At 70.6% G+C, this 12,715-nt stretch carries 10 protein-coding genes; 7 read left to right on the forward strand and 3 right to left on the reverse strand.

Annotated elements, in window-relative coordinates:
* The 3 genes from Q0C41_RS10375 to mqnE all read left to right on the forward strand — a co-directional run.
* Positions 1-2,386 (forward strand): tetratricopeptide repeat protein (locus tag Q0C41_RS10375; RefSeq protein ID WP_291983482.1); only part of this gene is annotated, 2,386 nt, incomplete at its 5' end.
* A gap of 156 nt (positions 2,387-2,542) precedes the next feature.
* On the forward strand, positions 2,543-3,046 hold the full coding sequence (locus Q0C41_RS10380; RefSeq protein ID WP_291983483.1) for a secondary thiamine-phosphate synthase enzyme YjbQ: 504 nt from the start codon (positions 2,543-2,545) through the stop codon (positions 3,044-3,046).
* 13 nt (positions 3,047-3,059) lie between these two features.
* Positions 3,060-4,154 (forward strand): aminofutalosine synthase MqnE, encoded by a 1,095-nt coding sequence (gene mqnE / locus Q0C41_RS10385; RefSeq protein ID WP_291983485.1) that lies wholly within the window; start codon positions 3,060-3,062, stop codon positions 4,152-4,154.
* Positions 4,155-4,240: 86 nt separating this feature from the next.
* Here mqnE and Q0C41_RS10390 read toward each other — a convergent pair whose 3' ends face one another.
* Together Q0C41_RS10390 and Q0C41_RS10395 are read right to left on the reverse strand one after the other, a co-directional pair.
* Positions 4,241-5,887, reverse strand: coding sequence for a M56 family metallopeptidase (locus Q0C41_RS10390; protein WP_291983487.1), 1,647 nt, complete (start codon positions 5,885-5,887; stop codon positions 4,241-4,243).
* On the reverse strand, positions 5,884-6,261 hold the full coding sequence (locus tag Q0C41_RS10395) for a BlaI/MecI/CopY family transcriptional regulator (protein ID WP_291983489.1): 378 nt from the start codon (positions 6,259-6,261) through the stop codon (positions 5,884-5,886). The genes Q0C41_RS10390 and Q0C41_RS10395 overlap by 4 nt, the downstream gene beginning before the upstream one ends.
* 202 nt (positions 6,262-6,463) lie before the next feature.
* Here Q0C41_RS10395 and Q0C41_RS10400 point away from each other — a divergent pair, with 202 nt between their 5' ends.
* Genes Q0C41_RS10400 through Q0C41_RS10415 form a run of 4 tightly spaced genes read left to right on the forward strand, consistent with a single transcriptional unit; the run spans position 6,464 to position 11,844 of the window.
* Positions 6,464-7,891: a tetrathionate reductase family octaheme c-type cytochrome gene (locus tag Q0C41_RS10400; RefSeq protein ID WP_291983490.1), complete on the forward strand. Its 1,428-nt coding sequence runs from the start codon at positions 6,464-6,466 to the stop codon at positions 7,889-7,891.
* The gene (locus Q0C41_RS10405; RefSeq protein ID WP_291983492.1) at positions 7,888-10,002 is read left to right on the forward strand and encodes a cytochrome b/b6 domain-containing protein; all 2,115 of its coding nucleotides are present in this window, start codon (positions 7,888-7,890) and stop codon (positions 10,000-10,002) included. Before Q0C41_RS10400 ends, Q0C41_RS10405 begins: the two co-directional genes overlap by 4 nt.
* Positions 9,989-10,522, forward strand: a complete 534-nt coding sequence (locus Q0C41_RS10410; RefSeq protein WP_291983494.1) for a YeeE/YedE thiosulfate transporter family protein — start codon at positions 9,989-9,991, stop codon at positions 10,520-10,522. The genes Q0C41_RS10405 and Q0C41_RS10410 overlap by 14 nt, the downstream gene beginning before the upstream one ends.
* Before the next feature lie 8 nt (positions 10,523-10,530).
* A complete protein-coding gene (locus Q0C41_RS10415) occupies positions 10,531-11,844 on the forward strand; it encodes a YeeE/YedE thiosulfate transporter family protein (RefSeq protein ID WP_291983496.1) in 1,314 nt (437 codons plus the stop codon).
* Between the two features lie 8 nt (positions 11,845-11,852).
* Here the strand turns inward: Q0C41_RS10415 and Q0C41_RS10420 are convergent, their stop codons facing one another.
* A complete protein-coding gene (locus Q0C41_RS10420) occupies positions 11,853-12,659 on the reverse strand; it encodes an SDR family NAD(P)-dependent oxidoreductase (RefSeq protein WP_367079195.1) in 807 nt (268 codons plus the stop codon).
* Positions 12,660-12,715 lie beyond the last annotated feature (56 nt).

Here is a 12,715-nt window from a genome sequence, read left to right on the forward strand (position 1 = left end):
CGCGGCGCCGCACGCCTGGGCTCGCCTCCGGTTCGATGCCGCCATCGCGAGTCGACGCTGGGCCGACGCAGACGCCGCGCTCGAGGCCCTCGGTGCCGACTTGGACGACGGCGCACGCGCGCTGGCGACGGCTCGCCTGCACCTGGGCCGCGAGGGTGGACTGGACGACGGCGCCCGGTCGGCGCTGGCCCATCTGGTGGCGCAGGACCGCCATGTGCGTGCAGCCACCGTCCTGCTGGCGACAGACGACGTGGCACGGCGGGAGTACGCGGCGGCCCTCGGGCGGCTGCCCTGGTCGCTCGAGGCGCCCGGCGCCGGCGTCGCCGCCACCGACATCCGGATCCTGGCCGCCGAAGCGCTGCTCGGTCTCGAGCGCGCCGCGGACGTGGTCCGGATCGTCTCGAGTGGGGCCTCCGAACCGGCGGCTCTGCAGGTCCTGTGGGCCCGCGCGCAGATCGCCCTGGGACACGGGGCGACCGCTCGCGCACGCCTCGAGACCCTGGCCGTGACGCGCGGACGCGCCGATGCGGCGCTGGCCCTTGCCGACCTCATCGAGACGTCCGAGGCCCGCCTCGCGATGCTCGCCGAGGCGCATGCCCGTCACCCGGACCATCGCGATCTGCACCTGCGGTACGCCGAGGCGCTGCGTCTCACGGGCGACACGACCGCGGCGCGCGCCGAGGCCTCCGCCGTGCTGCGTCAGGTGCCATCGTCGCGCGAGGCGTGGCGCGTGGTGGTGGCCAGTGCCGCCACGGCCCGGTCGGCGACGCTGGTCGACGAGCTCAGGCAGGCGCGCGAGGCACTGGGGGCTGGGCCCGACGTGTCGCTGCTGCTCGCCGAGGCCGTGGCGCAGGCGCCGCAGGTGAGCGGTGCCGGCGTCGACCTCGTGGTGTCCTGGTTCGCCGAGGTCGCCGAGGTCCCCGAGAGCCACGCCATCAGGGCCTGGCGCGTCCAGGCGGCGCTCGGCGTGGCGGCTGGTCGGTGGCCCCTGGCGCAGGAAGCGATTGGCCGCCTCGAGACGCTTGTACCGCCCTCCGATACGTCCGTACTGCGCCTGCGCGCCGACGTGACGGCCTGGAGCGGCGCCCATGCCGCGGCCGTGCCCCTGTTCGCGGCCTACCTCGCACGGGAGCCGGCCGATGCGGCCGCGTGGCGACAGTACGCCCGGCTGCTCACCTGGCGCGACGACCGGATCGGCGCGGAGCAGGCGTATGCGCGTGCCCAGGCGCTGACGCCCGTCCCCGGCGTCGATGCGGAGGCGCGGACGCGGCTGGCGATCCTCAGGCGTGACTGGCCGGCGGCCGTTGGGGCCGCGGCGGCGTGGCGGAGCCACGAGCCGGCCACGCTCGATGCGCTGGTGGATCTGGCGCTGGCCCTGGAGCAGTCCGGCGACGTGGCCGGGGCGACCCGGGCCTACGACGAACTGGCCCGCTGGCCCAGCCTGCCCGATACCGTGCGCCGCACGCTGGCGGCGTTCGAGTGGCGCCGCGCGCCGCACGGCGTCGGCGGGGTCGAGATCGACCATGCGGAAGGCTTCGAGGGCCAGCGCCTGCTCGAGCGGCGCGAGACGGCCGCGACGGCAGACGCGTCGGTGACGCACGCCGGCACGGTGCGCGTCTTCGGTCGCCTCGGCCAGGGGCGACTCGACACCGGCGTGGACGATCCGGCCTATCTGCAGGGGCAGGCCGGGATTCGCACCTGGCTCGCCCGCGGCATCACGGCCGAGGCCCGTGTGGGGACGACCCGGCTCGGGGGCAACGACGCAATGCTCGGTGGCTTGCGCGTCGCCGGTCCCGTGGCGCGGCATGTGGCGGTGGAGGCGAGTGTGGCCCGGCAGCCCTTCTGGGAGAACGCCGCCACCGTGGCCGCTGGCCAGCAGGCCTGGACGACCGGGGTGCGCGTCAGGACGCTGGGGACGGGCGCCTGGGATGCCAGTGTGGGCGCCGACTACAGCGCGCTGTCCGACGGGCTCGGCCGCCGGCAGATGGATGCGTCAGTGGGCCGTACCACCAACCGCGGGCCCCGGCAGGTCGAACTGCGGGCGTCGGCATTCCTGTTCGGCTTCAGTGAGCCGACGGGCGCATACTTCTCGCCGTCGGCGTTCGGCCGACTGGACCTGGAAGCGGCCGTCCAGCAGTGGTGCGGGCAGGGCGCGGCCGTGCGCGATGGGCGGTTCGCCCTGCGCGGACGGCTGGGATCCGGGGTGGACACCAACGGCGTCCCCTACGTGCTGGCTGGCGGCGGACTCGTCGTGCCGATCACGGGGCCCTTCGCCGTTGCCGCCGAGGGACGCTGGACCTCGTCGCGGGTCTACCGGGCCTGGTCCGGCATCGCCGGAGTCCAGGTGGGGACGAGCCGGGACGCGGTCCCTGGCCGGACCCGATGACGCGGCCGGGCGTCATATGTGAGGCAGCGGGACCTTTCGAGGAGCCGTCGCAGAGCCCATCAGTTGCGGCGGCTTGGCCAATTGGCATAACATTCCCGTTTCGTGCGTCCGGTGGCACTGTGGCCTCCGGACCCTACAGCCGTCAACGAGGAGCGCATGAGCAAGAGTTCCACGGTGACCGTCCGCGAGACGCCAGTCGCGGAGGTGACGACCGTTTCCGCCGGTGCCTTGAAGATTCACGGCGAGACCTTCGTCATCGAAACCGACGAGCGTGTCGATGTGGTGGATCTGACCGAACGCATCATGGAGCTCGTCCGGGGCCTCAACGTCCGGGAAGGCATCGTCAGCCTGTGGTCGCTGCATACCACGTGCACGGTGTTCATCAACGAGTTCCAGACCGCGCTCCTGTCCGACATCACGCGTTTTCTCGAGAAGATGGTCGCCCGCGATGACGCCTGGGTGCACAACGACCCGGATCACAGCGACTGCGATCGGATGAACGCCGACAGCCACCTGCGGGCCCTCCTGCTGGGGCACAGCCTCACGCTGCAGATCAGCGGCGGGGACGTGGTGCTCGGCCAGTGGCAGCGCATCCTGATGGGCGAGCTCGATGGCCCCCGTTCGCGCACCTTGCGCGTTCAGGTGTGGGGCATCGCCTGATCGGCTGACCACCATGCGCACCCGCCTGCGCGCAGCCGGGTTGCTCGACATCGCAGACACGCTCGACGCCCGGCAGCGCCTGTCTGCCGAAGACGGGCTCCGGCTGTTCGAGCATCCCGACCTCCACCTCGTCGGCTGGCTGGCCAATCGCGAACGCGAACGGCGGCACGGCGACCGGGCCTTCTACAACTACAACCTGCGGCTGGAAGTCACCAACGTCTGCCAGGCGTCGTGCCTGTTCTGCTCGTTCGCGCGCCTGCAGGAAGGGCAACCGGGCGCCTACACGATGTCGCTCGAGCAGGCCTGGGACAAGGTCCGCACCCGCGACGGCCAGGCCCTCACCGAGGTCCACATCGTCAACGGCCTGCACCCCCACCTGCCGTTCTCGTACTACACGGACCTGCTGGCGGGCTTCAAGCGGATCCGGCCCGACATCACCCTCAAGGCGTTCACCGCCGTGGAGATCGCGTTCTTCGCCGACCTCTACGGGATGACCGACGAGCAGGTGCTGCGCGAACTGATGGCGGTGGGGTTGGAGTCGATTCCGGGCGGCGGCGCCGAGATCTTCGCCGACCGCGTGCGCCGGAAGATTGCCCACGACAAGGCCGATGCCGATCGCTACCTGTCGATCCACGCGACGGCGCACCGGCTCGGCATGAAGACCAACGTCACCATGCTGTTCGGCCATATCGAGCGGCTCGACGAGCGGGTCGATCACATGGTGCGCGTGCGCGAGGCGCAGGATGCCACGGGCGGCTTCCAGGCGTTCATCCCGCTGACGTTCCACCCCGACAACAACCAGATGCGCAAGCTGCCGCCGCCGACCGCGGCCGACACGCTGCGGACCATCGCCGTGTCACGGCTGATGCTCGACAATGTCGAGCACATCAAGGCCTTCTGGATTGCCACCGGTGTCTCGGTGGCGCAGGCCGCGCTGTGGTACGGCGCCGACGACCTCGACGGCACCGTCCAGGAAGAGCGCATCTACCACATGGCGGGCTCGGACACGCCCGACATCCTGACGACGGCGCAGCTCAGGTTCCTCGTCGAACGCGCCGGCCGCACGCCGCTCGAGCGCGACACGATGTACAACCTCGTCGGCGCCTGAAGTCCTCGCCGGGTAGGGCCGGCTGTCCCAGCCGGCCGTCAGCGGCGCGGTCGGAGACCGCGCCCTACCCAGCCGGCCCTCCGCCCCTACTCCAGCCCGAACGAGATCGACACGTTCATCACCACCTCGACGGGAGTGCCGTTGAGCAGCGTTGCGGAGAACGTCCACTGCCGAACCGCGTCCATCGCCGCGGCCGCGAGCTCCGGATAGATCTCTGCGGAGGTCACCCGCGCTGCGCTGACGCTGCCGTCCTTGCCGATGACGGCCTCGATCTCGACCACCCCTTCGTGCCCGGCCTCCTGTGACGATGAGGGGTAGACCGGCTTGACGTCCTTGAGCTTCTTCGGCGGGCGGATATTGCCGCCGACGCGGACCCGCACCGGGCCGGCCGGCGCGGTCGCCGCGCCGCTGCCCCGGCGTCCCCTGACGCTAATGGTCTCCTTCAGCGTCCCCAGCTGGAGCGTGATCACGCGCGACCAGTCGGTGGGCGCCTTGAGATCGATGGGCTGGCGGAGCACCCTGAACCCGCGCACGGCGCTCTCGAGCACGTAGGCGCCCGGTTCGACCGCCGGGAACGCGAAGCGCCCTTCGGCGTCGGTCGTGGCCTCCGCCTTCCGCCCGTTCCCGTCAAGGGTCAACCGCACCTCCGGGACGACGGCGCCGCTCGAGTCGTAGACGACGCCCTCCAGTGGCGCCTGGGCGATGGCACCGCGGATGACGGCGACCGGAACGAGCAGGGCGAGCACTGCGCCGACGAGCACGGCGGTGGTGAGGCGGCTCGGGGTCGAGCGCGGCAGATCGGGGTTCAGCATGGCGGCAATCCTCCTGTGAAGCGTGGACGGTCTGGCCATCGACACGGCGATGGCGGGGGATGACGGGGGCGCCGCGCGGAGGGCGCGGGCGACGGCCAGCAGCTGCTCCGCATACGCGTGGGGCGCCACACCCAGCGCCAGCACTGAGTCGTCGCACGCCCGTTCACTCTCGACCGACAGCTGATGGCAGGCCATCCAGGCGAGTGGATTCCACCAGAGCACGGCGCGTACGACTGTGGCGTGCATCTGCCACACCCAGTCTCCACGACTGATGTGCGCCAGTTCATGGCCGAGGACGATGCGGATCCGCTCGTCGGGCCAGTCGAGGGCCCCGGCCGGAATCAGCAGGCAAGGCCGACGCCAGCCCCACGTCGCGAGCATGTCGGCACGCGGGCTCTCCTTCAGTCGCACGGTCCGGGCCACGCCGGCCGCGCGTGTCGACGACGCCAGCGCCGTGGTCCAGGAGGGACGGTCCACCGGGCGGGCCCGCCGGGTCGCCACCGCCAACCGGACCGTCGAGGCCAGCAGGCTGCCGAAAAGGAGCGCGGCGCCCAGAGCCCACAGCGTGGCAGCGACGGTCGTCCAGCGGACGTTGGCGTCCGGCGTTGTCGGCCGTCGTGCGGCCTCGACGCCGGCCTGTAGCGCCGCCGACTTCGTCCTCGGCCTCGCGGCGAGGCGAGCAGGCGCCGGCGGGGCCACCTGCGACGGCATCAGAGCGGCGATGCGGGAGAGGCCGGGAAGGGGCACGGCGACGGCGGGCAGCAGCAGGCCAAGCGGCGCGATCAGCGGCGCCATCGTCAGCGCGACGACCAGCACCGCATGGCGGAGGGCCGGCGCGCGCCGACGCAGCGCCACACACATCAGCAGACCGACCGCGAGCACGAGGGAACCGCGCACGGCGATGTCGAGCAGCAGCGTCACGGCGCCTCTCCCTTCGCACGACGAATGACCGTCTCGATGGCCTGGAGTTCCTCTGGTGTCAGCGTGCCGGCGTCCGTGCCGAGCAGAGCAGCGACCACCTTGGCGCGCGACCCGTCGAAGAACGTGTCCACCAGATGTCGCAGGGCGGAACGCCGGGCCGAGTGTCGCGGCACCGTCGGCGCATAGACGAAGCGGGTGCCCTGGGTGTCGTGCACCACGTGCCCCTTGGCCTCGAGCACCCGCAGCTGCGTCCGGACCGTGGAATCGCTCGGCGATCCCGGCAGCGCGGCCTGGACGTCGGCGGCGGTGGCCCGCCCGAGTCGGTACAGGACGTCCATGATCTGCCGCTCGCGCCGGCTCAAGGCCTGGTGCATCGCTCCCTCTCCGTTAATTTTGTAACAGTACAGCGAGAAAAATAACAGTGATGGCGATGGCTGTCAAGCGGCGATCGTCGTCGTGCTGTCACCTTTGGCCATCGGCCCGTATCTCATCCTCCAGCGTCGCGACCTGCGGCGCGTGCGCGCCGGAGCGACTCGGATTCGTGCAGACCCCGACGACCTCCTTCGGGGACGCCCTATGAGTGCATTGAGCCGTGCCGCCGCTCCGCTGGTGGCGGTGGGCCTGCTGGTGCTGGTGCTGATCGTGGTCGTGTCTCGCCGCAGTGAGGTCGAGACGACCCGTCAGACGTTCGAGCGGACCACCCGCGTCCACCTCGATCACGCCGCGTACTTCACGGAGCCGTTCGTTGATGGGCCGTCGGTCACGCGCGCCTGCCTGACGTGCCACAAGACCGCCGCGACCGACCTCATGGCCTCGGCCCACTGGACGTGGCTCGGCGACGAGGTGCGCCGCGAGGGTCACGCCCCGGTGCCGGTCGGCAAGAAGAACCTGGTCAACAACTTCTGCATCGGCATCCAGGGCAACTGGCCCAGTTGCACCAAGTGCCACAGCGGCTACGGCTGGAAGGACGCCAGCTTCGACTTCTCCCAGAAGCACAACGTCGATTGCCTCGTCTGCCACGACTGGAGCGGGCAGTACACCAAGGGCCCGGCGGGGCTGCCGGCCGCAGGCGTGGACCTGCTGGCGTCGGCCCGGAGCGTGGGCTATCCGAAGCGGCAGAACTGCAGCAGCTGTCACAGCTACGGCGGGGGCGGTCTCGGCGTCAAGCACGGTGACCTCGACAACAGCCTCGAGAACCCCGCCGAGGACATCGACGTGCACATGGGGCGCGAGCAGTTCCTCTGCATCGACTGCCACAAGGCCACGGCGCACCGCATTCCCGGCCGCAGCTTCGCCGTCAGCGTCCAGAGCACGGGCGGCATCGGCTGCGTCGACTGCCACCGCACCTTCCGCCACGCCGACACGCGCATCGAGAGCCACCGCTCGGCCCTCGCCTGCCAGACCTGTCACATCCCGTCCTACGCGCGCAAGGTCCCGACCAAGCAGACGTGGGACTGGAGCAAGGCCGGCGATGCGTCCCGGCCCGACGACCCGCACAGCTACCTGAAGATCAAGGGCGAGTTCACCTATGAGCAGGACGTGCTGCCCGAGTACGCCTGGTTCAAGGGCGAGGTCGATCGCTACCTGCTCGGCGACCCGATTGCCGCCTCCGGCCCGACGCATCTCAACAAGCCGCGCGGCTCGGTCGACGATCCGCGGGCGCGCATCTGGCCGATGAAGGTGCACCGCGCGCGGCAGCCGTACGACGAGGGCTACCGCCGCCTCATCGTGCCCGTCACGGCCGGCACCGAGGACGAACGCGGCTACTGGAAGGACTTCGACTGGAACACGGCTGCGGAGCGCAGTGCGAAGCACACCGGCCTGCCGTTCAGCGGTCGCATGGGCTTCACCGACACCGTGATGGTGTGGCCGCTGTCGCACATGGTGGCGCCGAAGGGCCAGGCGCTGCGCTGCGTCGACTGCCACGGCACGACCGGCCGCATGGACTTCAGGGCCCTCGGCTACGCCGGCGACCCGATGCGCACGGGCGGCAGGGCGCGATGAGGTCGCTGCGTGCCGTCCTCGTCGCCGCCCTGCTCGGGGCACCCCTGCTGGCCGCCGAGTCCGATCGCTTTCATCCACCGTTCGTGGCCTACGACGCGGACGGCGGCCTGGTGCGTGACACCGGCCAGCCCGTGAACAGCGCCAGAAGCTGTGCCAGCTGCCACGACACCACCTTCATCCGCAGCCACGACCTGCATGCGCGCAAGGGCGTCGAGGTGGACTGTCTGGCCTGCCACGCGCCGGCGCCACTACCGACGCTGCGGTCGGCCTTCGACGCGCAGGGCCGCCTGCCGACGGCGCAGATCACGCTGCAGACGCCTTCCAACGCGCAGTGCCTGGCCTGTCATGGCAGCGGCGGCGGGCCGCATCCGCTGATGCTGCCCGATCGTTATCTGGACCCGAACCCGGCCACGGGACGGCATCCGGAGCACCTCAGCCGGGACAGCGGCACGATCTACAGCGCCGGCTCGCGGTTGTCGTCGCGGCTCAACCTCGTCACCAAGGACGACCTCGACCAGCCCTGGGACCTGCACGCCGCCAGGCTCGTCTCCTGCGTCGACTGTCACTACTCGCCAAACAAGCCCGGGCGCCAGCGCCAGTCGCGACAGGCGCCCGCGCACCTGACGCGGGATCCTCGCCAGCTCTCGACGGCGGCCTACCTCCGGCGGCCCGACCACGGCCTCGCCAGTGCCGCATGCGTGGAGTGCCACGACCCTTCGAAAGGTCACGCCTTCCTTCCCTATCCGCAACGGCACTTCGAACAGCTGGACTGCCGGGCCTGCCATGTGCCCACGCTGCACGCGCCGGTGCTGCGACAGGAAGATCGCGCGCTGCCGGATGCGTTCGGTCGCCCGCGCCGCGAGTGGCGCAACCTCGAAGGCGCCGACGACGACCCGTTGAACACGCGGCTGGTCCGCGCCTTCCAGCCGCTGCTCGCCAGCGTCTCCGGCGCGGACGGCTCCTCGCGCATTCGTCCCGTCAACGTCGTGACCGAGCGCGCCTGGCATGGGGCGGATGGTCGTGAGGTCGACTACGCCCTCGTGCGTCAGGCCAGCGCTGGCGGGGCGTCAGCCGGCGATGTGGAGGCGATCCGCACCCGCCTGCTCGCGCTCGGCGTGCAGGCGCCCGCGCTGAAGGTCCGCACCCGCATCGTCCCCATCGTGCACGGGGTGCAGGAAGGCAAGGCGGTGCTGCGGGGCTGCCTCGACTGTCACAGCGCGGGAGGCCGGCTCGACACGCCGATCGCGCTCGGCAGCCTCGCCGATCCCGCCGACGCCGCGCTGGTGGCGCCCGGCGCCGGCACGCACCTGTACCTGCCAGGGCTCGGGCGACAGCTGTGGTCGACGCGCCTCGGGTCGGCCGTGTTCCTGCTGACGGCGCTCGGCGTCCTCGCGCATGCGTTCTGGCGCTGGCGGACGCAATCGCTCCGCGGCCATCTGGAGCACGGGGCGTCGACTCGGGTGTACCTGTACAGCGCCTACGAGCGGTTCTGGCACTGGACGATGGCGGCGAGCACGCTGGGTCTGGTGCTGACGGGCCTCGAGATCCACTTCACCGGGACGTTCAGCGTGCTCGGCTTCGGCCTCGCCGTCAGCCTGCACAACGCGATGGCGGTGCTGCTGCTCGGCAACGCCGCCCTCTCTCTCTTCTACCACCTCAGCACGGGCGGCATCCGCCAGTTCATCCCGCCAGACGAGAACCTGCGCGGCGCGTTGCTGGCACAGGCGCGCTACTACCTGCAGGGCATCTTCACCGGTGCCGCGCATCCCGTGCCCAAGACCGTCGGCCGCAAGATGAACCCGATGCAGCAGCTGACCTACCTCGCGCTGCTCAACATCCTGCTGCCGTTCCAGATCATCAGCGGGATCCTCATCTGGGGCGCCGAGCGCTGGCCCGCGTACAGCGCGGCCATCGGCGGTCTCGGCGTGGTCACGCCGCTGCACAACCTCGGATCGTGGCTCTTCATGAGTTTCACGCTGGGCCACATCTACCTCACGACCACCGGGCACACGCTCACGAGCAACCTGCAGGCGATGGTCGATGGTTGGGACCAGATTGCCGTGGCGCCGGCGGGCGAGCCCGTCCAGGAGGACAGTCATGGAGGCCGTTGATGCCCCCGTTCGCACCGAGCGTTACATCGATCCGTATCTGGCCGGCGCCCTTCTCGGGGTGGTCCTGTTCTGCGCGTATGCCCTGACCGGCACCGGGCTCGGCGCCAGTGGCGCCATCAATCGCGCGCAACTGAGCATCGTCAAGCTGGTGGCGCCCTCGCACGTGGACTCGGTCAAGCACTTCGCGGCGACGGCCGGTGGCTCACGGCAGCCGCTCGCCGATCCGAGCGTCGGCATGTTGCTCGGCACGCTACTCGGCGGTTTCGCGAGTGGCCTGCTGCATCGCCGGGTCCGCGTCGAACTGCGCAAGGGCCCGCGGGCCACGGCAGGCACGCGGTTGCTGCTGGCCTTCACCGGCGGCGGCATCATGGGCTTCGGTGCGCGTCTCGCGCGCGGCTGCACGTCCGGCCAGGCCCTCTCCGGCGGCGCCGTGCTCAGCGTCGGCAGCTTCGCCTTCATGTTCAGCATCTTCGGGGCGGGCTACGCGCTGGCGTGGTTCTTCCGCAAGCAGTGGATCTGAGGATCGCCATGGTGCCCATCGACATCACGTCCTGGTCGCTCGTCGCCCAGTGGATGCTCAGCTTCGGCATCGGCCTCGCCTTCGGGGCGGTGCTCGAATCGGCCGGCTTCGGCGACTCGCGGCGCCTGTCGGCGCAGTTCTACCTGCGCGACATGACCGTGTTGAAGGTCATGTTCGGCGGCATCATCACGGCGGCCACGCTCATCTTCCTGACCAGCAGTCTCGGCTGGCTCGACTTCCCGAGCGTCTTCGTCAACCACACCTATCTGTCATCGCAGGTGGTGGGCGGTCTGATCATGGGCGTCGGCTTCATCGTCGGCGGCTTCTGCCCGGGCACGAGCCTGGTCGCGGCGTCGACGCTGAAGATCGATGGCGTGGTCTTCCTGATGGGCGTGGCCGCCGGGCTGTTCGCGTTCGGTGAGACCGTGCCGGCCTTCGAGGCCTTCTACGAGAGCGGCAACCAGGGACGCTTCACGATCGGTGACTGGCTCGCGATCGACAACGGGTGGGCGCTGGTCGGCGTGGTGGCGCTGGCGCTGGCGATGTTCTATGGCGGCGAGATCGCCGAGGCCATGGTCGGCCGCGGCCAGGCCTGGTCGGATGTCTCGCTCGTGCCCCGCAACCGATGGAAGAACGCCGCGGCGGCCACGGTCGTCGGGCTCGCGCTGTTCACCGCGTGGCGCGGCCAGCCGGACGCCGCCGATCGCTGGCAGGTGGTGGCGCCACAGGCGCAGGTGCAACTCACCGAGCGGGCGGTGTACGCGCACCCCCTCGAGATCGTGCAGCTGAAGCAGAATCCCGGCCTCTACGTCCACGTGCTGGACGTAAGGCCCGAGCACAGCTTCAACCTGTTCCATCTCAAGGGCGCGTGGCACACCCCGCTCGAGACGTTCGACGATCCGGCGTTCTACCGACAACTGGTGGGGCTGCCGCCCAACACCGTGCTGATCGTGATGGGGCAGGCCGAACAGGAGGCCACGGCGGCATGGAAGCGCCTGCAGGCCGAGCGCGTGCCCAACGCCTACATCGCCGAAGGTGGCTACAACGCGTGGTGGGCGCTGTTTCCGCCCGAGTCCTGTCTCGCCGAATCGCTGCCCGGTGCCGATCCCGTGGTCGAACGCGCCACGTGGCGCTTCACGTCGGCCATCGGGGCCCGCAGCTATGCCGCGCATCCCGACTGCGGGTGCGTGGAGCAGGACATCACGTGCGGCGACGAGGCCCACGCGAGCGGCCGGGGGGAGCACCCGGCGCTCCCAGCGGCGCTGTTCACGCCGAAGGTGAAGGTGAAGACCGGCCCGACCCGGACGGGCGGCTGCAGCTAGGTCTCGGCCTACGGGACACCGGTCAGCTTCTTGCTGACCTCGCGCAACTGACGTCGCGCATCGGCGTCAGCCGCCTGGGCGTGGGGCGTACCGATCTTCTGGCCCACGAAGTACGTGCCGCTCGGCGCGTCGGTGGCGATGGCGTTCATCACGGCATCGGCGCCCTCGGCCACGGTGCTGCGCGGTGTCATGCCGCCCGAGCGCACCATCGTCGTGTCCATGTACGTGGCCGGGTGCAGCGACTGCACCACGATGCCCTTCGGCTTCAGTTCGGCCGCGAGGTCGATGGTGAACAGCACCTGCGACAGCTTGCTCTGGCCGTAGGCGCGGTTGCCCGAGTAGTTTCGCTCGATCATCACGTCGGCGAAGTCGATGGGCGCGGCGCTGAGCGAGGACACGTTGACGATCCGCGGCGACCGTCCCTTCTCGATGAGCGGCAGCAGCTTGTAGGTGAGGAGGTAGCCGGACAGGTAGTTCACTGCGAAGGTGAGTTCGTGGCCGTCCTTGCTGACCTGACGCTCTCCCTCGCGGATGAACACGCCGGCGTTGTTCACGAGCAGGTCGAGTCGCGGGTAGTCGCGCGTGATCTCGTCGGCGAGGCGCCTGACCTCGGCCAGCGACGCGAAGTCGGCCTGGTAGAAACGCGCGGAACCCTTGCCACCCTTGCCGATCTCGTCCACCACCGCCTTGCCGCGCTCCGCGTTCCGGCCGTGGATGATGACGTGTGCACCATCGGCGGCGAGTCGGCGGGCCACTTCACGGCCGAGCCCGTCCGTGGATCCGGTGACCAGCACGATGCGCTGCGACGTCGGCACCGCAGGGCGGGCGGCGGCCCCGGAGGGCTGTGGGGCACCCGCGGGAGCGGCGACAG

The sequence above is a fragment of the Luteitalea sp. genome, assembly GCF_022842525.1.
Taxonomy (GTDB): Bacteria; Acidobacteriota; Vicinamibacteria; order Vicinamibacterales; family Vicinamibacteraceae; genus Luteitalea.

Bases quoted from the DNA above. Each gene is read 5' to 3' on its own strand.
- Q0C41_RS10380 (WP_291983483.1), top strand. From the start codon at position 2,543: ATGAGCAAGAGTTCCACGGTGACCGTCCGCGAGACGCCAGTCGCGGAG.
- mqnE (WP_291983485.1), top strand. From the start codon at position 3,060: ATGCGCACCCGCCTGCGCGCAGCCGGGTTGCTCGACATCGCAGACACG.
- Q0C41_RS10395 (WP_291983489.1), bottom strand. From the start codon at position 6,261: ATGCACCAGGCCTTGAGCCGGCGCGAGCGGCAGATCATGGACGTCCTG.
- Q0C41_RS10400 (WP_291983490.1), top strand. From the start codon at position 6,464: ATGAGTGCATTGAGCCGTGCCGCCGCTCCGCTGGTGGCGGTGGGCCTG.
- Q0C41_RS10405 (WP_291983492.1), top strand. From the start codon at position 7,888: ATGAGGTCGCTGCGTGCCGTCCTCGTCGCCGCCCTGCTCGGGGCACCC.
- Q0C41_RS10410 (WP_291983494.1), top strand. From the start codon at position 9,989: ATGGAGGCCGTTGATGCCCCCGTTCGCACCGAGCGTTACATCGATCCG.
- Q0C41_RS10415 (WP_291983496.1), top strand. From the start codon at position 10,531: ATGGTGCCCATCGACATCACGTCCTGGTCGCTCGTCGCCCAGTGGATG.